Annotated in this window: 20 protein-coding genes; 14 read left to right on the forward strand and 6 right to left on the reverse strand. The window is 67.2% G+C overall.

Features of this window, described 5'->3' with window-relative positions; translation table 11 throughout:
• The 6 genes from JKF87_RS08695 to JKF87_RS08720 all read left to right on the forward strand — a co-directional run bounded on the left by JKF87_RS08695 (window position 1) and on the right by JKF87_RS08720 (window position 6,432).
• On the forward strand, window positions 1-1,239 hold the full coding sequence (locus JKF87_RS08695) for a putative DNA modification/repair radical SAM protein (RefSeq protein WP_201099460.1): 1,239 nt from the start codon (window positions 1-3) through the stop codon (window positions 1,237-1,239).
• Window positions 1,239-2,705 carry a UdgX family uracil-DNA binding protein gene (locus tag JKF87_RS08700; RefSeq protein WP_201099461.1) on the forward strand — a complete coding sequence of 489 codons (1,467 nt, stop codon included), beginning with the start codon at window positions 1,239-1,241 and terminating at the stop codon, window positions 2,703-2,705. The genes JKF87_RS08695 and JKF87_RS08700 overlap by 1 nt, the downstream gene beginning before the upstream one ends.
• Before the next feature lie 243 nt (window positions 2,706-2,948).
• The gene (locus tag JKF87_RS08705; RefSeq protein WP_201099462.1) at window positions 2,949-4,067 is read left to right on the forward strand and encodes an MlaE family ABC transporter permease; all 1,119 of its coding nucleotides are present in this window, start codon (window positions 2,949-2,951) and stop codon (window positions 4,065-4,067) included.
• Window positions 4,064-4,870 (forward strand): ABC transporter ATP-binding protein, encoded by an 807-nt coding sequence (locus JKF87_RS08710; protein ID WP_201099463.1) that lies wholly within the window; start codon window positions 4,064-4,066, stop codon window positions 4,868-4,870. Before JKF87_RS08705 ends, JKF87_RS08710 begins: the two co-directional genes overlap by 4 nt.
• 12 nt (window positions 4,871-4,882) lie before the next feature.
• Complete coding sequence (locus JKF87_RS08715; protein WP_201099464.1) at window positions 4,883-5,821, forward strand: MlaD family protein; 939 nt, start codon at window positions 4,883-4,885, stop codon at window positions 5,819-5,821.
• Window positions 5,818-6,432 (forward strand): ABC-type transport auxiliary lipoprotein family protein, encoded by a 615-nt coding sequence (locus tag JKF87_RS08720; RefSeq protein ID WP_307417637.1) that lies wholly within the window; start codon window positions 5,818-5,820, stop codon window positions 6,430-6,432. The genes JKF87_RS08715 and JKF87_RS08720 overlap by 4 nt, the downstream gene beginning before the upstream one ends.
• 55 nt (window positions 6,433-6,487) lie before the next feature.
• Here JKF87_RS08720 and JKF87_RS08725 read toward each other — a convergent pair whose 3' ends face one another.
• Both JKF87_RS08725 and JKF87_RS08730 read right to left on the reverse strand, forming a co-directional pair.
• Window positions 6,488-7,138: a 3-oxoacid CoA-transferase subunit B gene (locus tag JKF87_RS08725; protein WP_201099465.1), complete on the reverse strand. Its 651-nt coding sequence runs from the start codon at window positions 7,136-7,138 to the stop codon at window positions 6,488-6,490.
• Window positions 7,139-7,142: 4 nt separating this feature from the next.
• On the reverse strand, window positions 7,143-7,844 hold the full coding sequence (locus JKF87_RS08730; protein ID WP_201099466.1) for a CoA transferase subunit A: 702 nt from the start codon (window positions 7,842-7,844) through the stop codon (window positions 7,143-7,145).
• 160 nt (window positions 7,845-8,004) lie between these two features.
• Here JKF87_RS08730 and JKF87_RS08735 point away from each other — a divergent pair, with 160 nt between their 5' ends.
• From JKF87_RS08735 to JKF87_RS08760, 6 genes are all read left to right on the forward strand, one after another.
• Window positions 8,005-8,418 carry a DUF2177 family protein gene (locus JKF87_RS08735; protein ID WP_201099467.1) on the forward strand — a complete coding sequence of 138 codons (414 nt, stop codon included), beginning with the start codon at window positions 8,005-8,007 and terminating at the stop codon, window positions 8,416-8,418.
• A 141-nt stretch (window positions 8,419-8,559) separates the two neighbouring features.
• Entirely contained in the window at window positions 8,560-9,837 is a 1,278-nt protein-coding gene (locus JKF87_RS08740) for a lipopolysaccharide biosynthesis protein (protein WP_201099468.1), read from the forward strand.
• A complete protein-coding gene (gene glf, locus JKF87_RS08745; protein WP_201099469.1) occupies window positions 9,821-10,969 on the forward strand; it encodes a UDP-galactopyranose mutase in 1,149 nt (382 codons plus the stop codon). The genes JKF87_RS08740 and glf overlap by 17 nt, the downstream gene beginning before the upstream one ends.
• Window positions 10,966-11,877 (forward strand): glycosyltransferase, encoded by a 912-nt coding sequence (locus tag JKF87_RS08750; RefSeq protein WP_201099470.1) that lies wholly within the window; start codon window positions 10,966-10,968, stop codon window positions 11,875-11,877. Before glf ends, JKF87_RS08750 begins: the two co-directional genes overlap by 4 nt.
• A 2-nt stretch (window positions 11,878-11,879) precedes the next feature.
• Window positions 11,880-13,118, forward strand: a complete 1,239-nt coding sequence (locus JKF87_RS08755) for an O-antigen ligase family protein (protein WP_201099471.1) — start codon at window positions 11,880-11,882, stop codon at window positions 13,116-13,118.
• Entirely contained in the window at window positions 13,115-14,335 is a 1,221-nt protein-coding gene (locus JKF87_RS08760; RefSeq protein WP_201099472.1) for a glycosyltransferase, read from the forward strand. The genes JKF87_RS08755 and JKF87_RS08760 overlap by 4 nt, the downstream gene beginning before the upstream one ends.
• Here the strand turns inward: JKF87_RS08760 and JKF87_RS08765 are convergent.
• The 3 genes from JKF87_RS08765 to JKF87_RS08775 form a co-directional block, all read right to left on the reverse strand.
• Window positions 14,278-15,336 (reverse strand): glycosyltransferase family 4 protein, encoded by a 1,059-nt coding sequence (locus JKF87_RS08765; protein ID WP_201099473.1) that lies wholly within the window; start codon window positions 15,334-15,336, stop codon window positions 14,278-14,280. The two genes, JKF87_RS08760 and JKF87_RS08765, sit on opposite strands and share 58 nt — an antisense overlap.
• Window positions 15,323-16,429, reverse strand: a complete 1,107-nt coding sequence (locus JKF87_RS08770) for a glycosyltransferase family 4 protein (protein WP_201099474.1) — start codon at window positions 16,427-16,429, stop codon at window positions 15,323-15,325. Before JKF87_RS08770 ends, JKF87_RS08765 begins: the two co-directional genes overlap by 14 nt.
• 69 nt (window positions 16,430-16,498) lie before the next feature.
• Window positions 16,499-16,960: a peptidylprolyl isomerase gene (locus JKF87_RS08775; RefSeq protein WP_370874314.1), complete on the reverse strand. Its 462-nt coding sequence runs from the start codon at window positions 16,958-16,960 to the stop codon at window positions 16,499-16,501.
• A gap of 73 nt (window positions 16,961-17,033) precedes the next feature.
• Between JKF87_RS08775 and JKF87_RS08780 the strand changes: the two genes are divergently transcribed.
• Both JKF87_RS08780 and JKF87_RS08785 read left to right on the forward strand, forming a co-directional pair.
• Window positions 17,034-17,744 (forward strand): RlmE family RNA methyltransferase, encoded by a 711-nt coding sequence (locus tag JKF87_RS08780; protein ID WP_201099476.1) that lies wholly within the window; start codon window positions 17,034-17,036, stop codon window positions 17,742-17,744.
• On the forward strand, window positions 17,741-18,796 hold the full coding sequence (locus tag JKF87_RS08785) for a DUF2332 domain-containing protein (RefSeq protein ID WP_201099477.1): 1,056 nt from the start codon (window positions 17,741-17,743) through the stop codon (window positions 18,794-18,796). Before JKF87_RS08780 ends, JKF87_RS08785 begins: the two co-directional genes overlap by 4 nt.
• Window positions 18,797-18,812: 16 nt before the next feature.
• On the opposite strand, the gene JKF87_RS08790 is transcribed toward JKF87_RS08785, so the two are convergent.
• Entirely contained in the window at window positions 18,813-19,349 is a 537-nt protein-coding gene (locus JKF87_RS08790; RefSeq protein WP_201099478.1) for a hypothetical protein, read from the reverse strand.
• Window positions 19,350-19,386 lie beyond the last annotated feature (37 nt).

Genomic DNA, 19,386 nt, shown 5'->3' on the forward strand with positions numbered 1-19,386 from the left:
ATGGCCCGTCTCGATCTTCGTCACAAGCTGTCTGTTCTGGCCGATGCGGCGAAATACGACGCCTCCTGCTCGTCGTCGGGCACGTCTAAGCGGGACTCGGTCGGGGGCAAGGGCATCGGCTCGACCGAGGGCATGGGCATCTGCCACGCCTATACGCCGGATGGTCGGTGCATCAGCCTGTTGAAGGTGCTGCTGACCAACTTCTGCATCTACGACTGCGCCTACTGCATCAACCGGGCGTCGTCGAATGTGGAGCGGGCGCGGTTCGATGTGGACGAGGTCGTGGACCTGACCCTGAACTTTTACAAACGCAACTATATCGAGGGGTTGTTCCTGTCCTCCGGCATCATTCGGTCGGGCGACTATACGATGGAGCAACTGGTCCTGGTGGCCAAAACCCTGCGCGAAGTCCATGATTTCCGGGGCTATATTCACCTGAAGCTGATCCCCGAGGCGGACCCGAAACTGGTGGAGATGGCGGGTCTTTATGCGGACCGGCTGTCTGCCAATATCGAACTGCCGCGCGACGAGGCGCTGGCCCGACTGGCCCCGCAGAAGGACGTCGGGGTCATCAAGAAGGCGATGGGCCAGGTGCGGCTGGGCGTCGAGGCGGCCAGGCCCGCCAGGCGCGACAGGATCAAGCCGCCGAAGTTCGCGCCGGGCGGCCAGAGCACCCAGTTGATCGTGGGCGCCGATGGGGCGCCGGACACTGAAATCCTGGATCGCAGCGCGTCCCTGTACGGCGGTTACGGCTTGCGACGGGTCTATTATTCAGCGTTCAGCCCGATCCCGGATTCCAGCTCGATCTTGCCGTTGTCCAAGCCGCCGTTGATGCGCGAGCACCGGCTGTATCAGGCCGACTGGCTGATGCGGTTCTATGGATTTTCCGCGCCGGAGATCGGCGAGGGGGCGTCGGGCGGGATGCTGGATCTGGCGGTCGATCCGAAACTGGCTTGGGCGTTGAACAAGCGCGAGCAATTCCCCGTCGATGTGAACCGGGCGCCGCGCGAGATGCTGCTGCGGGTTCCTGGCCTGGGGGTGAAGGCGGTGGACCGGATCGTGTCGGTCAGGCGGTATCGGACGCTGCGATTGGAGGACGTGGGGCGGCTGACGCGGTCGGTGGCCAAGGTGCGGCCCTTCATCACCACGCTGGACTGGACGCCCGGCGGACTGACCGATGCAGCGGACCTGCGGGCGCGTGTGACCAGCCGCACGCCGGAACAGTTGAGTCTGTTCTGATGGCGGTCACAGTTCTGGCGTCAGAGACGGATTTCGACGGGTGGAGAAAGGCCGCGCGGGACTTTCGGCTGGCGGGCGTGGCGCCGGGGACGGCGCGGTTTGTGGTTCAGGGGGCGACGTCGGCGGCGCAGGGCGGGCTGTTTGATCGAGCTGAGCCCGCGAAGTCTGAACCGCGCAGCCAGCGGACGGGCAGGCAGGCCGAGTTTCGCGTTCCCGCGGCGTTTGTCGATTTGGCGAAGGAGGTGATCCTGCATCGCTCGACCGACCGGTTCGACCTCCTGTATCGGCTGCTGTGGCGGCTGGGCGATGAGCCGGACCTGCTGAAGGTGATCTCGGACCGGGACGTGGCCGACGCGATGGAGCGGGCCAAGAACGTCAGTCGGGCCGCGCACAAGATGAAGGCCTTCGTCCGCTTTCGTCAGGTTCACGATGATCGGGGCGAGGCGTGGGCGGCCTGGTTCGAACCGGCGCACCGAGTGGTGGAGAAAACGGCGGGCTTCTTCCAGCGGCGGTTTACAACCATGCGCTGGTCGATCCTGACGCCGGACGGCAGCGTCTTCTGGGACGGCGAGCATCTGCGGTTCGGGCCGCCCGCGACGCGCGACATGGCGCCGCGCGAGGACGAGATCGAGGAATTCTGGAAGACCTATTACGCCTCCACCTTCAACCCGGCGCGTCTGAGCGTGAAGACGATGCAGGGGGAAATGGCCAAGTCCTACTGGAAGAACCTGCCCGAGGCGGCGCTGATCCCCGAACTGGTGGCGGCGTCGCGGGCGCGGACCGAGGCGATGGTGGCGGCGCCTGCGCCCCAGCCGAATGCGCGGTTTGCAAAGGCCGTTGCGCCCGACCTGCATTTGGATCGACCCGGCGATGTCACGCCTGACAGCCTGGAGGCGGTCGCGCGCGGTGTGCAGGCGTGCCGCCGCTGTCCGCTGCACCGGGATGCCACCCAGGGCGTGTGCGGTGAGGGGCCGAGGGCGGCGCGGCTGATGATCGTGGGCGAACAGCCGGGTGATCATGAGGACCTGGCGGGACGACCCTTCGTCGGCCCGGCGGGACAGGTGCTGGATGCGGCGTTGGAGGAGGCGGGCATCGACCGGGCCGACGTCTATCTGACCAATGCAGTGAAGCATTTCAAACATGAGCCGCGCGGCAAGCTGCGGCTGCACAAGACGCCCAACGCGGGCGAGGTTCAGGCCTGCCGCTGGTGGCTGGACGCCGAGCGGCGGCTGGTGCGGCCGCGTGTGGTGCTGGCGCTGGGCGCGACGGCGGGTCTGGCCGTGCTGGGGCGAAAACCTGCTGTGATGCAGGAGCGGGGTGCGCCGATAGCTTTGGACGATGAATCGACGGCCGTTCTGACCGTCCATCCGTCCTATCTTCTGCGGTTGCCGGATGAGGCGGCGAAAGCGGAGGCGCGACGGATTTTCGTTGAGGACCTGACGGCTGTGCGACGTCGAATGGGTTGATGAGAGAACGAAATTCGTCCGACCGCGTTTGTGCTCAGCGCCAGCGTGGCGGTATGAGGTCGGCATGAGGGGCGTTGTCCCGACACAGTTTCCGGTGAAAGCGCCACGCGAATGTCATCGCGCGTTGACTAAGCTTGTGCGCATGCGCATTAGCGCCGCAGGACTGTCGTCTGAAATTTCTTACGGTCCGTGGGGGGCGGCTATGGCCAGCCATATTTCTGTTGTTCTGCCGTCCGGGGCCAAATGAGTCAGGCTCAATATGAAATCGTGGATGCGGCCGACGGCGGGGCGAAGCTGCGTCTGACGGGCGACTGGACCACGACGGCGTTGGGCAAGCTGCCGCGCGACCTGGGACGCGATCTGGACGGCCGCACGATCAAGAGCATCGACACCAGCGAACTGGGCCGGTTCGACACGGCGGGCGCCCTGGCGCTGGTGCAGGCGTCCAGCGGGCGGCTGCCCAAGGGCGTCTGGAAGGAACGGCCCGAGGCCGGACGCATCTATGAGATGATCGAGGTGCTGGAACGCAAGAGCGCGCCTGCGCCCCAGCGCCCCAACGCCTTCACCCGCGGCTTCGCCAAGGTCGGACGCGGGGTCTATGATTTCGGCGCCGAGGCCATGCTGTCGCTGGCCTTCCTGGGGCGGCTGATGACGGCGGTGGTCGAGGCCGCCAAACACCCCGGCGCAATCCGCTGGCCGGCCTGGTTCAGTCAGGGCGAGCGGGCGGGGCTGGACGCCATTCCCATCGTCATGGTGACGAACTTCTTCATCGGCGCTGTTGTGGCCTTCATCGGCGTGGACCTGCTGGCCGACTTCGGCGCCCAGGTGTTTGCGGTTCAGTTGATCGGCGTGGCCATGTTCCGAGAATTCGCGGTGGTGATCGCCTCGGTCCTGCTGGCGGGGCGGTCGGCTTCCGCTTTTGCAGCAGAGATCGGCTCCATGCGGATGAACCAGGAGGTCGACGCCATGCAGGTGATGGGCGTCAATCCGTTCCAGGCGCTGGTGGTGCCGCGTCTGGCGGCCCTGGTGGTGATGCTGCCGCTGCTGACCTTCCTGGGCATGATCGGGGGTCTGATGGGCGGTCTGGTCGTCTGCTGGTCCACGCTGAACCTGGGTCCGGCCTTCTTCTTCCAGCGGCTGGTCGAGGTCGGCGGCATGTCGCAGCACATGATGGTCGGGCTGGTGAAGGCGCCGGTGTTCGCCCTGGTGATCGCCGCCATCGGCTGTCGTCAGGGCATGTCGGTCGCGGGCGATGTCGAAAGCCTGGGGCGGCGGGTGACGGCGGCGGTGGTGCAGGCGATCTTCGCCATCATCCTGCTGGACGCCATCTTCGCCCTGATCTTCCTGGAGCTGAACATATGACCGACGTGACCAAGATGTCGGCGGCTTCGACCGACAAGCGCGAGACCCTGATCGAGGTGCGCGGCCTGCTGAGCCAATTCGGCGAGCGGGTGATCCACGAAAACCTGGACCTGGACCTGGTGCGGGGCGAGGTGCTGGGCGTGGTGGGCGGTTCGGGCGCGGGCAAGACCGTGCTGCTGAACACCATCATCGGCCTGAAAGAACCCGAGGGCGGCACGGTCAAGGTGCTGGGCTATGACCGCGCGACCCTGACCGACGTACAGGCGGCCGACATCGAGCGGCGCACCGGCATCCTGTTCCAGCAGGGCGCCCTGTTCTCGTCGCTGAGCGTGCTGGAGAATGTGGCGTCGCCGCTGGTCGAGCACACCAAACTGCCCAAGTCGGTCATTTACGAACTGGCTGAGCTGAAGATCGCCATGGTGGGGCTGAAGCCTGAGCACCACCACCTGAAACCCGCCGAACTGTCGGGCGGGATGAAGAAGCGGGCAGGACTGGCGCGGGCGCTGGCGCTGGACCCGGAACTGGTCTTTCTGGATGAACCGACGGCGGGGCTGGACCCCATCGGGGCTGCGGCGTTCGACGATCTGATCCGTCAGTTGGCGAACGATCTGGGCCTGTCGGTGTTCATGATCACCCACGACCTCGATACGCTGTACGCCATCTGCGACAAGGTGGCGGTTCTGGCGGACAAGAAGGTCGTGGCCAAGGCCACGGTGCAGGAGCTGGAACGCTCTGACCACCCATGGATCAAGGAATACTTCCTGGGGCCGCGCGGTCGCGCAGCCACCAAGACGGCGGCCTGAGGAGAGCCGATTATGGAACGAGACGCACATTACGCGGCGGTCGGCATCGCCACCATCGCCCTGTTGGCGGCGCTGGCGGTGTTCACCATCTGGCTGGCCCGGCTGCAGTTCAACAGCGACTACGACCTGTATGACATCGTCTTCTACGGGCCGGTGAACGGCCTGTCCGAAGGCGGCGAGGTGCATTTCAACGGCATCCGCGTCGGCGAGGTCACCGACCTGCATATCGACACCAAGCGCGGCGACCAGGTGGTGGCCCGCGTGCGGGTCGACGCCACGACGCCGGTGCGCGTGACCTCGCGCGCGCAACTGGAGCCGCAGGGCATCACGGGCCTGAACTACATCCAGATCACCGCCGGCGCGCCCGACAGCGCCCTGCTGAAAGACCAGTATCCGGACAATGTGGTGCCGGTGCTGCAAAGCCAGCCGTCGCCGATCGCCGAACTGCTGAGCGGGTCGGGCACGGTGCTGGCCCAGACGGTGGATGCGCTGAACCGTATCAACCGGGTCATGTCGGACGACAATATCCGCAGCTTCTCGACCAGCGTGAAGAACGTCGAGGCCCTGACCACCGAGCTTGAAGCCCGCAAGGCCATCTTCCAGCAACTGGAAGAGGCGGTGACCAACGCCAATGCCGCGGTCAAGGAGTATCAGGGCCTGGCGGTCGATACGCGCCAGATCATCAACACCGACGGACGGCAAGCCATCGCCAACATCAATCAGGCGACGGGCGAGGCGCGCACCGCCATCGCCTCGGCCAACAGGACCATTTCGGGTCTGGAGCAACCGCTGGGCGACTTCTCGACCTCGACCCTGCCGCAACTGCGCGGCACCATCGAGGAATTGCAGGACGCGACGCGTTCGCTGCAGTCGCTGATCGACGACGTCCGCACCAGTCCGCGTGACTTCATCGGACGCCCGCAATCCAAAGAGCTGGAGGTACAGCCGTGATCCATCGTCGTATCCTTCAACTGGGCGCCGTCGTCGGCGTGGTCGGGGCGCTGGCCGGGTGTCAGGTGCTGAAGACGCCGCCGCCGGTCCAGACCTATCGCTTCGGCCTGCCGGCGGAGCTGCCCGCCGTGGGCGACAACCCGTCCACGACCACGGTCGCTATCCGTCGCATCGAGTTCCCGACGGCCAGCGGCAGCGACCGCATCCTGGGCGTGACGGGCACGGAGACAGCCTACATCGGCGGCGCGCGCTGGGTGTCGCCCGCCGCGACCCTGTTCGATGAAAGCCTGAAGGCGGCCTTCGCCACGCGCGCGGACCGCATCCGCGTGCTGGACCGCCGCGAGCCGGGGGCGTCGCCTCTGGTGCTGCAGGTGTCAATTTCGACGTTCGAGGCGCGCTATCCGGCGCCCGGCGCGGCGCCTGACGTGGTGATCTCGGCGCGCGGCCTGCTGCGGTCGACGCAGGGGCAGGGACGCACCATCGAGCGGGTCTTCACCGTGACGCAACCCGCCGCCGAGAACCGCGTCTCGGCCATCGTCGACGCCTTCGATGTGGCGACGCGGGACATCAATACGCAAATCGCCGACTGGACGATCCAGTCGGCGAAATAGGCGGAACAGTTTCGTCCCCTCAGGCCAGGCTTGAGGGGACGATTTTCTGTGCGGACTATTGCAGTCCGGCGGCCACCGAATAGGTCGCCTCGGTCTTGGCCGCGACCTCGTCCAAGGTGACGCCTTCGGCCAGTTCGATCAGCTCCAGACCGCCGCCGTCCGGCTTGACGTCAAACGTCGCCAGATCGGTGATGATGCGGCTGACGACGCCCGTGCCGGTCAGCGGCAGGCTGCAGGATTTCAGCACCTTGGACTGGCCGTGCTTGTTGGCGTGCTCCATGACCACGACCACGCGCTTGACGCCCGCGACCAGATCCATGGCGCCGCCCATGCCTTTCACCAGCTTGCCGGGGATCATCCAGTTGGCGATGTCGCCGTTTTCGGCCACCTCCATCGCACCCAGGATCGACAGGTTGATGTGCCCGCCGCGGATCATGGCGAAGCTGTCGGCGCTGCTGAAGTAGGACGACTCAGGGATTTCCGTGATCGTCTGCTTGCCGGCGTTGATCAGGTCGGGGTCTTCCTCGCCCTCATAGGGGAAGGGGCCCATGCCCAGCATGCCGTTTTCCGACTGCAGGGTGACGGTCATGCCCTGCGGGATGTAGTTGGCCACCAGGGTCGGGATGCCGATGCCCAGGTTCACATAGAAGCCGTCCTGAAGCTCCTTGGCGGCGCGTTCAGCCAGTTGTTCGCGAGTACGAGCCATTAGATTAAGCCTCCCGCTGACGGACAGTGCGCTGTTCGATGCGCTTCTCAGATACGGTCTGGATCAGACGGTCGACATAGACGCCCGGCGTATGGATCTGGTCCGGGTCGATGGAGCCAACGGGGACGATCTCCTCGACCTCGACGATGGTGACCTTGCCGGCCGTGGCCATCATCGGGTTGAAGTTGCGGGCGGTTTTGCGGAAGACCAGATTGCCGCGCTCGTCAGCCTTCCAGGCCTTGATGATCGACAGGTCGGCGACCAAGCCGGTCTCCATGACGTATTTGCGACCGTCGAACTCGCGCACTTCCTTGCCTTCGGCGACCAGGGTGCCGACGCCGGTGGCGGTGAAGAAGGCCGGAATGCCTGCGCCGCCTGCGCGGATGCGCTCGGCCAGGGTGCCCTGCGGGTTGAACTCCAGCTCCAGCTCGCCGGCCAGATACTGGCGCTCGAACTCCTTGTTCTCGCCGACGTAGGACGAGATCATCTTGGCGATCTGGCGGGTGCCCAGCAGCTGGCCCAGGCCGAAACCGTCCACGCCCGCATTGTTCGAAACGACCGTCAGGCCCTTCACCCCGGAATCGCGCAGGCCCGCGATCAGGTTCTCCGGAATGCCGCACAGGCCGAAGCCCCCCGACATGACCATCATCCCGTCGAAGGTCACTCCTTCGAGCGCGGACGTGACGTCAGCGTAGATCTTTCCCATCGGTCTCCCTTTTCACCGTCTGATGAATATTGCGGCGTCGGACCGCTCTTAGTCTGGAAGCGATCTAAGGGGCAAGGGCTGATGGCGACAACTGCGATGCATCCGAAACTGACGTTCGGCCGTATGTCTTTTGACGCACAGCCTGTCGGGAGAGGTCATCATGATCAAATATGTCGCCGCCTATCTGGGCGCGGGCTTGACCTTTGCGGTGATGGACGCGGTGTGGCTGACCACCATGACCGACCGCTTCTATCGCCCGATCATCGGGCCCATGCTGGCGGACAAGCCGGACATGGGGGCGGCGGCGGCCTTTTATCTGATCTCCATTGCGGGGACGGTCTTCCTGGCGATTGCGCCCGCGCTGAAGGATGGAAACTGGTCGCGGGCGGCCATCACCGGGACGGTGCTGGGGTTCGTCTGTTATGCGACCTACGACCTGACCAATCAGGCGACGCTGGCGACGTGGAGCACCAGGCTGACGCTTGTGGACATGGCGTGGGGCACGGTGCTGACGGCTGTTTCGGCGACTGGCGGATACTTCGCCGCACGCTGGGCTGAGGGGCGGTTCGCCTGAGGCGCTGCAGGGGGTGAGAATTTGCACGGGCGCTCACCGCCATCGTCATCGTCCGCAACCCTGGGCTTCCCAGCTTTGCTATTTTCGCGACCATTCCAACGTGCTTAACATCGCGCCTGGGTTGATCTTGTGGGGGCGAGGTTGGGGGACGGGCGGCATGGGCTGCTGTCGGCGAGGGGGCTGACGGAGGCGGCGCTGGTTTACGCCGCGCATGTCTTTCGCCTGATCGCGCCCGTGCTGCTATACCCGGTTCTGACGCGTCGGCTGGGGCTGGAGGGGTTCGGCCATTATGCAGCGGGCCTGTCGCTGGCCCTGATGGTTTCGGCGGTGGTTGAATACGGGTTCGGCCTGTCGGGACCACGCGACATCGCGCAGGCGAAGGTGACTGACTGCGGGCGCGTGGTCGGTCGGGTGTTGGGCGCACGGCTGTGGCTGGCGCCGGTCGGGCTGCTGTTTGGCGGACTGCTGGCCCTGATTAATCCGGTGGTGAGGGGCGATCCGGGCGCAATCGCTGGCGCGCTGGCGCTGGGCGTGGCGCAGGGTTCCAGCGTGCTGTGGTTCTTCCAGGGCGTGCGGAGGCCCGGCGTGGCGGCGACGGCGGAGATGCTGGGGCAGGGGGCGGCCATGGCGGTGATCCTGTGCTGGACCGGCGTGTCGGTCGGCGCGGCGCTGGGGGTGCAGGCGCTGGGGCTGGGCGGCGGAATTGCGGCGGGGGCGGTGCTGATGATCCGCCAGGCACGCCCGGTCTGGCCCACGAGGCGAGAGGTTGTGGTGGTGCTGCGCGGCGATCTGGCCCTGTTCGTCAGCCGGGGGCTGATCGTGGCCTATACGGGGGCGTCGGCCTATGTGGTGGCGGCGCTGGCGGGAGCGGCTCAGGCGGCTCTTTATGGCGTGGCGGACCGTCTGGTGTTGGCGGCGACCTCCTTCCTGCGGCCCTTGGCGGGACTGGTCGGGCCGAGGATCAGCGGCCTGATGCGCGATGATCCCGACGCCGCCTATCGCACCACACGATGGAGTCTGATCCTGACGCCGGGCGTGGCGGGAGCGGGGGTCTTGGTCGTCATCCTGTGCGCGCCGTTGGCGGTCCGTCTGCTGTTCGGCGTCGCCTTCGCCCCGGCGGCGGAGGTGTTGAGGGTGCTGGCGCTGATCCTGCCGTTGGTCGCCGTCAGTCAGGTGCTGGGGCCGCAGTTGATGACGCCGCTGCGAATGGATCGGGCCTTCGCCATAGTGGTCGGGATCGGGTGCGGGGTCACCCTGATCGCCGCCGCCGTGCTGGCGCCGACAACCGGCGCGATGGGCATGGCCTGGGCGCGGGTGATCGGCGAGGCGGCGGTGGTCGCGGCCTGCATCCTCTGCCTGCGGGCGCACTGGACGCATCTGAAGCCTGGGCTGCGGGGGAATGATGCCGCAGCGGTATGACTGGTTGATCGTGGGCGCGGGCTTCACCGGGGCGACGGCGGCGCGGCGTCTGGCGGAGGATTTCGGCCAGACCGTGCTGGTGATCGACCAGCGCAGTCATCTGGGCGGCAACGCCTGGGACCGGCGCGACGAGGGCGGCCATCTGGTCCACGCCTATGGGCCGCACATCTTCCACACCAACAGTGCGCGCATCTTCGCCTTCTTGAGCCGGTTCACCGAGTGGCGACCGTACTTCCACCGCGTGCTGGCCCATGTGGACGGGCGTCTGGTTCCCGTGCCGTTCAATCTGGATTCGATGGCGGCCCTTTTCCCGGCGCGAATGGCCGAGCGGCTGTCGGAGAAGCTGATCCAGCGGTACGGGTTCGGCGCGCGGCCCAGCATCGACACGCTGCGACATGAGGCGGACGACGCCGATCTGAAGTTCCTGGCGGACTATGTCCATGACCGGGTGTTCGTTAACTACACCACAAAACAGTGGGGCGTGGGGCCGGACGCGCTGGACGCCTCGGTCACCGCGCGGGTGCCGGTGGTGGTCAGCCGCGACGACCGCTATTTCGCCGACCGCTATCAGGCCATGCCGCGCGACGGCTATGCGGCCCTGTTCCAGCGGATGGTCGATCATCCGAACATCCATGTGTCGCTGCAGACCGAGCACACGGATGTCGAGGCGGCGCGGTTCGAACGCATGATCTATTGCGGGCCGCTGGATGAGTATTTCGGATCGTCGGCGGGCGCCTTGCCCTACCGAAGCCTGCGTTTCGAGCATCAGGTCGTTGAGGCGGCGGATGGGCGCCCGGTCGGGACGGTCAACTATCCCAACGAGTTCGACTTCACCCGCATCACCGACTTCCGCCATCTGAGCGGCGAACGGGCGGCGACAACCGCGCTGCTGACCGAATATCCGATGGCGCACCAGCCGGGCGTGACGGAGCCCTATTACCCCGTGCCCTCACCAGACAGCCGGGTGCTGGCGGCGACATACAGGCAGATGGCGCAGGCGCTGGCGGGGCGAGTCTGGTTCGCCGGAAGGCTGGCCGATTATCGGTATTACAACATGGATCAGGCGGTCGGGCGGGCGATGAGCCTGGTGGACAAGGAGCTGGCTCCGGCGCTGGAACGGACGGCGGCATGACCGGCGGGATTTGGGCCGTTGTCGTGACGTGGAACCGGCGGCTGCTGCTGGAACAGTGTCTGCAGGCCTTGATGGCGCAGACGCGGGCCTGTGACCGGGTGCTGGTGGTGGACAACGCCAGTGACGACGGAACGGCCGAACGGCTGGCCGCATGGGGCGCCCGGATCACGGTGCTGAGGCTGGATCGGAACACCGGCGGGGCGGGCGGTTTCAGCGCGGGCGTCCGCGCGGCGGTGGAGGGCGGGGCGGACCGGATCTGGCTGATGGACGACGATGTCCTGCCCGATCCGCAGGCATTGGAGCGGTTGTTGGCGGCGGAGCAGGCGTTGGCGGCGCGGGGCGTCGAGGCGGCCTTCGTGTGTTCGACGGTGCGGACGCCGCAGGGAGCCCTGACCAATGTGGCCGAGGTGGATGGGCGGCTGAATGATCTGGGGTATGCGGCCTGGGGCGAGCATCTGGATCTGGGGCTGATGGCGACGCGGCAGGCGACGTTCGTGTCGTTGCTGGCGTCGCGCGATCAGGTGCTGGCGCATGGCCTGCCGCTGGCGCCCATGTTCATCTGGGGCGACGACACGGAATATACGTTGCGGCTGTCGAAGGATCGGCCGGGGTTTGTCGTGGGCGACAGCCGGGCCGTGCATGTGCGGGCGGCGCCGGGGGCGCTGAGCCTTGCGCATGAGACTGAGCCGGGGCGGATCAGGCTGCATCGCCTGCTGACCCGCAATGTGATCCTGACCAAGCGGCGGCACGAGGGGCGAGCGTCGGCGGCGCGCTATGCCGCATCGCGGGTCCGAATGGCGGCGGGGCTGGCTGTGCGGGGGCAATGGCGCAAGGCGGGGGTGCTGTTGGCGGGGGTGATCGACGGCTTGGGCTTCGATCCGGAGGTCGAGTTTTGCGAGGCGCGGTGAGGGTGCTGCGCAAGGGTCGGTTCCGCGCCTTGGCTCCGCCCGTGACGGTGGAGGAACTGTCCAGACTGCACGAGCGGGCGGCGCTGGCGCTGTTGGGATTTGGCGTGACCCTGCCGGTCTTCCTGGCGCCCGGCCATCTCAGTTCGCCGCGTCTGTCGGACCTGGGTCTGGTGTTCGCCTTGCCGATGATCGTGGCGCGATGGCGACGGTTGGGACGGGGGCTGAGGGGGTTCTGTGCGGCGTCCGTCGTGGTCTTGCTGCTGACCCCCATGCTGCAGATGGTGAGGATCGGCCAGACGCCGAATCTGCCCGATGTCGTCTTCTGGTCCCGCTGGATTGCGGCGGCTGTGGCGGCGACGGCGGCGGCCCATGCGGTGGTCGCGGACCGACGACGCAGGCGGTTGTTCTTTCTGGCGATGACGGCGGGCGCGGCCTGTCATCTGGCGACCTATGGGTTGCTGGAGATCATGGGGCGCGGCGGGCTGGAGGCGATCGGGCTGGCGTCGCCGCGCGCAGCCCTGACGACGGCGGCGGCGCAGGTGCGGATCACGACGGTGGCCGAACATCCAAACGCCGCGATGGCCCTTATCGGTCTGGCGGTTCCGGCCTGCCTGGCGGCTTCGGCGACAACGATGGAGCGGCGGTTGCTGGCCTATGTCGGCGCCGGCATGGTGCTGGCGGGCTTTGTCTGCACCCTGTCGCGGGGCGGGACGCTGGCGGCGGCGCTGGCGATGCTGGTCTGGGTTTTGATCCGGGCGAGACGGGCCGACGGGCGAAATCCGTTGGAGTTTTTGATCCTGACCTGTCTGCTGGCGGGCGCCGCTTTGGTCGATCAGGTCATAGGCGGGGTGGTTGATATCGCGCGGTTTGCAGCGCGGTTCGATGCGTCGACCCTGGATGAGAACATCGGCGGGCGGGTTGAGACCTGGGTGCGGGCATTGGGGTTCATCGCCAACCATCCGCTGGGCGTGGGCTGGTCCTCGCCGCAGGAGTTGGGGCCGTTTCGCGGGCTGACGGTCAGCCATAACGGCTATCTGTTCATGGCCAGGACGGTGGGCGTGGTCGCGGCTGCGGCCCTGCTGGCGCTGCATGTCCGCTCGGCGCTGAAGCTGGATGTGTTCGCGCCCCTGGCTGTGTTCGTTCTGGTCATGATGAGCAGCGAGGATCTGACGCAGGGGGCCAGTTTCATTTTCGTCGCCTGTCTGACGGCGGCGCTGGCGTTTCGGCGGCGCGCGCCATGAGGGTGCTGCTGGTCAACACCCTGTATCCGCCGGACAACGAGGGCGGGGCCGAACGCAGCGTGGCGCAGCTGGCGCATGGACTGGCGGTCGCAGGCGTTGATGTGATGGTGCTGGCGCTGAAGGCGGACGGGACGGCCGGCATAGAGCGTAAGGGCGCCGAGACGGTGTGGCGCGCGCCGATGCGGAACCTGTACTGGCCCTATGACGGCGCCGCGCGGTCGGCGGTTTTGCGGCGGGGCTGGCACGCCATAGAGGCGTTCGGGCGGACGATGGACGGCGCAGTGGCCGAGGTGATCCGGCAGGCCCAGCCTGACCTGGTCCATGCCCAGGTGACGACAGGGTTTGGAACCTCTGTGACGCGGGCGGCCAGAAGCGCAGGCCGGCCCGTGGTGCAGACGGTGCGAGACTATTCGCTGATGTGCGCGCGGGCGGCGATGTTCCGACAGGGACGCAGGTGCGGTCGGCGTTGCGATGACTGCGTGCTGCTGACGACAAACAAGAAACGGGCGTCGCAACGCGCGCAGGCTTGGGTCGCCGTCAGCGCCAGTCTGGCCGGGGCGCATGAGGCGCAAGCCTATTTCAAGGGCGTGCCGGGCCGGGTGATCGGCAATGCCGTAACGACGGTGAAGGCGTCGCCCCGTCCGGGGTTCGATCAGGCGCCGGAACTGGTGTTCGGCTTCATCGGGCGGATCGAGCCAGAGAAGGGTGTCGAGATTCTGTTGCAGGCGGCGATGCGGCTGGGCCACGGCTGGCGGCTGAAGATCGCAGGGCGTGGCGCTGCGGCCTATGTCGCGGACCTGAAGCAGCGGTTCGATGAACCGCGCATCGACTGGCTGGGGCAGGTCGAGGCGGAGGGGTTTTACCGATCAGTCGATGTGGTTGTGACGCCTGCCCAGTGGGGTGAACCGTTCGGGCGGACGGCGGCTGAGGCCGTGGCGCAGGGGCGGGGGCTGATCGTCTCACACATCGGCGGCCTGCCGGAAGCGGCGGGGGATGCGCCGTTTGTGATGCAGGTCGACCCTGGCGATGTGGCGGGTCTGGCCGAGGCGATGCAGCGGGCGCTGGATGGACGCGAGGACTGGCGGTTCGGCGCGATGATCAACAGCCGCACGCCGCCGCGGTGGACTGAGGCAGCGGTGATTGAGGCGCATCTGGCCCTCTATCGCGAGGTTCTGACCAGGGCGTCCAGAACGGCGGCGGACGCGTCCCAACTGTAGGCGGCGACGCGTTGGCGGGCGATGGCGCGCCATTGCGGATCGGGGGGAAGCGCCATGCTGGCGCTCATCAGGGCGGCCAGGGCTGCGTCGTCGTGCGGGGCGAAATACAGGGCGGCGCCAGCGCAGACTTCGCGCACGGCGGGAATGTCTGAAGCAAGGACCGGGCATCCCTGTGCGAAGGCCTCCAGCGGGGGAATGCCGAAACCTTCGTACAGGCTGGGGAAGATCAGGGCGCGGGCCTGTCGCAGCAGACCGGCGACGGCGGCGTCGTCCAGCCGACCGGCGAAGATGATGCGGGGATCGTCGGCGTGAAGGCGGCGGAATACCTTGTCGTCCTGGCCCCCGACCAGAACCAGCCGCACGTCCGGATCGGCCAGGCGGTCCAGAGCGCAGGTCATCACCGGAATGTTCTTGTTGGGCGCCAGATTGCCCAGGGCCACGAAGAAGCGATGGCCTTCGAGCCCGAGCCGCGCCGGAGCCTGCAGGTCCGGCGTTAGGCGGGCGAAATGGTCCGCGCCATTGGAGGCCAGGGCGATGGCGTCGGCTGGCGTGCCCAGCACGGCGGACAACTCGGCGCGAGAGAAATGAGAGACTGTCGCCAATCTCGCGCGCCGGGCCAACGCACGACCCAGCAGGCGATGAAGGCGGGCGTATCCGGGGTGGAAATGCTCAGGGTGGCGAAAGACGGCGGCGTCGTGGATCACCACCGTCTGGCGCGGGTGAAGCAGTGGGCCTGCGCCGCCGAGACTGATCAGCGGGCCGCGCCGGGCGGCATGGGCGAGCACAGTCTGTTCCCAGATGTGCCCCGAGCCGGGCAGGCGGCGTATGGGGATGGACATCAGGTCAAACGGAGCGGCGTCGTCGGGCGTCAGAAGCATATAGTCGGCGGCGTTCGGGCGGCGATCCAGGGCGCGCACGATCTCACGCCCATAGCGCTGTACGCCGCTGACTGGTTGGGCCAGGAAGCGCCCGTTCAGATAGACCGTCTCAGGCCCCGGCAAGGTGGCGCACGGTGAAGGCCTTGCGATAGACGGCGATTGTTTCGTCCGCCATCCGCCCGATCGAGAAGGCCTGGACGAAGGCGGGGCTGACGGGCTGTCGCGGGCGGTCGGCCCAGTCGATGATGGCGTCGGCGAACTGTTCCGCAGAGGCGTCGAGGGGCAGGGCCTGGCCCTGGGCGCCGGCCTCAAGAACAGCATTCGCGCCGCCGTAGGCGGTGCTGAGCAGGGGCAGGCCTGACAGGGCCGCCTCCAGCACGACATAGGGCAGGGCCTCGAAACGGCTTGGCGTCACCAGCATGTCCAGCGCGGGCAGCAGGGCGCGGGCGTCATGATCGGTCAGCAGCCGAACCGCGTCGCCGCCCGCCGCGCGCGCCTGATCCAGCAACGGTCCGCCGCCGATCATCAGGCCCCGGATACGGGGATCGCGCCCGGCGGCGATGCGGACGGCGGCGGCGAAGCGCACCGGGTTCTTCTGATCGACGAAGCGGCCGATGAAGCCCGCGACGACCGCATCATCCGGCAGGTTCAGGGTGGCGCGGACGGCCTGGCGGTCGGCTGGGTCAGGCAGATCGACGCCATTGGGTATCATGTAGAGGCGGTTATCGGGAAACTTCCAGCGTCGGGCCGTGGCGGCTTCCTCCGCCGAGACGGTGATCACGGCGTCGCTGGAGGTGCGGGCCAGCAGGCTTTCGATCAGACCGAACAGGCGACGGAATCGTTTTTCGCGGTTCAGGGTGACCAGGGCGTGCGGCGTATAGACCCGCGCGGCGCCGAAGGGGGCGGCGAGGCGCGCCAGAGCGCCTGCCTTCGAGCTGTGGCCATGAATGAGGTCGAACGGCCCGATCTTGAGGATCAGGCTGCGGAGCTTGAGAAAGGCCCCAATGTCCCACAAGCCGCACGCCCGGCGCATCGGCAGGCGGTGGAGGGCATGAAGGGGGAGGGCGGCGACCTCGGCCTCGAAGCGCGGCTCAGCGCGCGTCGGCGAATAGATCAGGGAGACTTCGTGTCCGCGCTGAACCAAGGCCCGGGCCAGGTCGATGACGTGGCGGCCAGAGCCGCCGCCGGAAGGTTCGATGACCAGTAGTACGCGCAAATGACGCCCCCCGACGCACCTCTACAGCATGCAACTGAAAGGAAACGGCGAAGGGCGTCAAGATTGTGTTTAGGCGACGGTCGCCTTGACGATCTTGCCCGGTGCGCGCGGCGGCTCACCCTTGGGCAGGGCGTCGATGTGCTCCATGCCCGACTCGACCTGACCCCAGACGGTGTATTGCTTGTCCAGGAAACGGGCGTCGTCGAAGCAGATGAAGAACTGCGAGTTGGCGCTGTTCGGATCGGAGGTGCGGGCCATCGAGCAGACGCCGCGGACGTGGGGCTCGGCCGAGAATTCCTGCTTCAGGTTCGGCTTCTTGGAGCCCGAGGTGCCGGTGCCGGTGGGGTCGCCGCCCTGGGCCATGAAGCCCGGGATCACGCGGTGGAAGACAACGCCGTCGTAGAAGCCTTCCTTGGCCAGTTCGGTGATGCGTTCGACGTGGCCGGGGGCCAGGTCGGGGCGCAGCTTGATGACCACATCGCGGGCTTCGCCGTCGCCGGTGTCCAGGGTGAAGGTCAGGGTTTCGGCCATTTCGGTCGTCCTTTTGGGGGTTGATTTGAGGCGGGACATAGCCCGCAACGCGTGTCGGGGCTATGTGGGAACGATGAGTGAAGACGAAAAGCCTCAAGAACGCAGACGGATGGTGCGGCCGCCCACGGGTGGGACCGCCGCCGGACGCAGCATGGGCACGAAAATGAAGACGGCCGACACCAAGTCGATGTCGAGCCAGCAGTGGATCAAACGCCAGCTTTCGGACAAGTGGTCAGAGCGGGCGCGGGCGGAGGGCTGGCGTTCGCGCGCGGCCTTCAAGCTGATCGAGATCGACGACCGGTTCCACCTGATCAAGCGCGGTTCACGGGTCATCGACCTGGGCGCGGCGCCGGGCGGTTGGCTGCAGGTCGCGGTCGATCGCGGCGCAGCGGCGGTGGCGGGCGTGGACCTGCTGATGATCGAGCCGGTGCCGGGCGCCACGGTGATCCAGGCTGATTTCACCCATCCGGGCGTGGACCAGCAACTGCTGGACGCCATCGGCGGTCCGCCTGATCTGGTGCTGTCGGACATGGCGCACAACACCGTCGGCCACCGCCAGACGGACCACCTGAAGATCATCGCCCTGATCGAGATCGCGGCTGACTTCGCCATTCGGACCCTGCGTCCGGGCGGAAACTTCGTCTCCAAGAACTTCCAGGGCGGCGACGCGGGCGGGGTTCTGGCGCGGTTGCGCGACGAGTTCGAGACGGTGAAATACGTCAAGCCGGAATCGAGCCGTAAGAACAGCGCCGAAGTCTTCCTGGTGGCGCTGAATAAACGATGACTGAGGCTGTCGTCCGACAGGCGTTTCTGGATCAGGCGGTGATCTGCACCACAGCGGGGGCGCCGTTTACGGGGCGGCTCTGTCGCTTGGTCGGAGAACGTCTGACGGACGAGGGCGAGATCGGGCGGCGGGTGCTGAACTGGCCCGGTGCGCCGTCGCATCAGGACGACGCTCTGCCGTTGAGGCTGATGGGCGGGCTGCATGCGCTGGCGCGGTCGGGCCGGGCGCCGGAGTTGACGACGATCTATCCGCCGCAAGATGCGCCGGATGACGAGACTGTCTGGACTGTCGTGGCGCGGGCGTTGGTCGAACAGGCCGGGTTCCTGTCGCCGTGGCTGGACGGACCGCCGCAGACCAATGAGGTCGGGCGGTCGGCGGCCCTTATGGCGGGTTTGCTGGTGCTGGCGGATCAGTTCCGCCTGCCATTCGCGATTTATGAGATGGGGGCCAGCGCCGGACTGAACACGGTGCTGGATCGGTATTCCTTCAGGCTGGGCCAGACGGAAGCGGGCGTGGCAGGTTCGCCCGTGCGCCTGACGCCCGTGTGGACGGGAGCTTCCCCGCCGCAGACCGAGGTGCGGGTGGTGCGGCGCGCGGCGGTGGATCGCAATCCGCTGGACGTGCGCGACCCGGCGACGCGTGAACGGCTGAGCGCCTATGTCTGGGCCGATCAGCGAGAGCGGCTGGCGCGGCTGGAGGCGGCGTTGCAGCTGGCGGCGGCTGACCCGGCGCCGATCGCGCAGGCCGATGCCGCCGACTGGTTGGAGGCGGCGCTGGCGGTCGAACCTGAGCCGGGCGTGTGCCGGGTGGTGATGCACACCATCGCCTATCAATATTTCCCGCCACAGGCGCAGGCGCGCATCCGTGATCATCTGGCCAAGGTCGGCGCGCGGGCGACGCAGGATGCGCCGCTGGCCTGGCTGAGCTTCGAGGCGGCGTCGGGCAGCGTGGACCGCAGGCCTGCGCTGGACCTGACTGTCTGGCCGGGCGGCGCAACCCGGCGGCTGGCGATCAGCCAGCCGCACGGTGCGGATATCGCGTGGCGGCTTTAGGCCTGGGGCAGGCGCATCAGTAGTCGTCGCCGGTGCGACGGTAGAAGCCGTCGATGTCCGAGCCCAGACCGCAGAAGCGCGAGGCTGCGTCGCTGTCGGTGACGAAAATGCCTTCCGGCCCCACGCGAACCTGAATGATCGGGGGATTGGGGCCGATATTGGCGGCGGTCAGCACGTTCTGATCGCCGTTGAACGGCACGAGACGCGCGGTGATGACATCGTCCGCGTCCTGAGGCCCGACCGCCTGCAGTTCGCAATCGCCGGGCGTCAGGGCGCTGTTGCGAGGCGGCGCGGCGCGGAAGATGACGCGCAGAAGTTCCCCTTCGCTGATCAGGTCCATGCTGGCGCGGGTGGGCTGGGACCGTTCGAACACGGCGATCGGCTCCGCCCGTTTTGCGGCGGCCTTTGGCGTCGGTTGAGCCGGGGCAGGCGCGGGGGCGGCTTCGATGGGGACGGCCGCAGCGGGGGCGTCAACCGGCGCGCTTTCGGCAGGAGACTGGCTGCAGGCGGCTGCGGTCAGCAGGACGAGGGCGGCGATCGACAGGTTGCGCATGAATGGCTCGCTGAATTGAACAGTTGTCAGTTTTCAG

Origin of the sequence: Brevundimonas nasdae (assembly GCF_016654005.1) — a bacterium.
GTDB lineage: Bacteria > Pseudomonadota > Alphaproteobacteria > Caulobacterales > Caulobacteraceae > Brevundimonas > Brevundimonas nasdae.

Excerpts from the sequence above, each read along its gene's own strand:
- JKF87_RS08695 (WP_201099460.1), top strand. The coding sequence starts at position 1 with ATGGCCCGTCTCGATCTTCGTCACAAGCTGTCTGTTCTGGCCGATGCG.
- JKF87_RS08700 (WP_201099461.1), top strand. The coding sequence starts at position 1,239 with ATGGCGGTCACAGTTCTGGCGTCAGAGACGGATTTCGACGGGTGGAGA.
- JKF87_RS08705 (WP_201099462.1), top strand. The coding sequence starts at position 2,949 with ATGAGTCAGGCTCAATATGAAATCGTGGATGCGGCCGACGGCGGGGCG.
- JKF87_RS08710 (WP_201099463.1), top strand. The coding sequence starts at position 4,064 with ATGACCGACGTGACCAAGATGTCGGCGGCTTCGACCGACAAGCGCGAG.
- JKF87_RS08715 (WP_201099464.1), top strand. The coding sequence starts at position 4,883 with ATGGAACGAGACGCACATTACGCGGCGGTCGGCATCGCCACCATCGCC.
- JKF87_RS08725 (WP_201099465.1), bottom strand. The coding sequence starts at position 7,138 with ATGGCTCGTACTCGCGAACAACTGGCTGAACGCGCCGCCAAGGAGCTT.
- JKF87_RS08730 (WP_201099466.1), bottom strand. The coding sequence starts at position 7,844 with ATGGGAAAGATCTACGCTGACGTCACGTCCGCGCTCGAAGGAGTGACC.
- JKF87_RS08735 (WP_201099467.1), top strand. The coding sequence starts at position 8,005 with ATGATCAAATATGTCGCCGCCTATCTGGGCGCGGGCTTGACCTTTGCG.
- glf (WP_201099469.1), top strand. The coding sequence starts at position 9,821 with ATGCCGCAGCGGTATGACTGGTTGATCGTGGGCGCGGGCTTCACCGGG.
- JKF87_RS08750 (WP_201099470.1), top strand. The coding sequence starts at position 10,966 with ATGACCGGCGGGATTTGGGCCGTTGTCGTGACGTGGAACCGGCGGCTG.
- JKF87_RS08760 (WP_201099472.1), top strand. The coding sequence starts at position 13,115 with ATGAGGGTGCTGCTGGTCAACACCCTGTATCCGCCGGACAACGAGGGC.
- JKF87_RS08775 (WP_370874314.1), bottom strand. The coding sequence starts at position 16,960 with ATGGCCGAAACCCTGACCTTCACCCTGGACACCGGCGACGGCGAAGCC.
- JKF87_RS08780 (WP_201099476.1), top strand. The coding sequence starts at position 17,034 with ATGAGTGAAGACGAAAAGCCTCAAGAACGCAGACGGATGGTGCGGCCG.
- JKF87_RS08785 (WP_201099477.1), top strand. The coding sequence starts at position 17,741 with ATGACTGAGGCTGTCGTCCGACAGGCGTTTCTGGATCAGGCGGTGATC.
- JKF87_RS08790 (WP_201099478.1), bottom strand. The coding sequence starts at position 19,349 with ATGCGCAACCTGTCGATCGCCGCCCTCGTCCTGCTGACCGCAGCCGCC.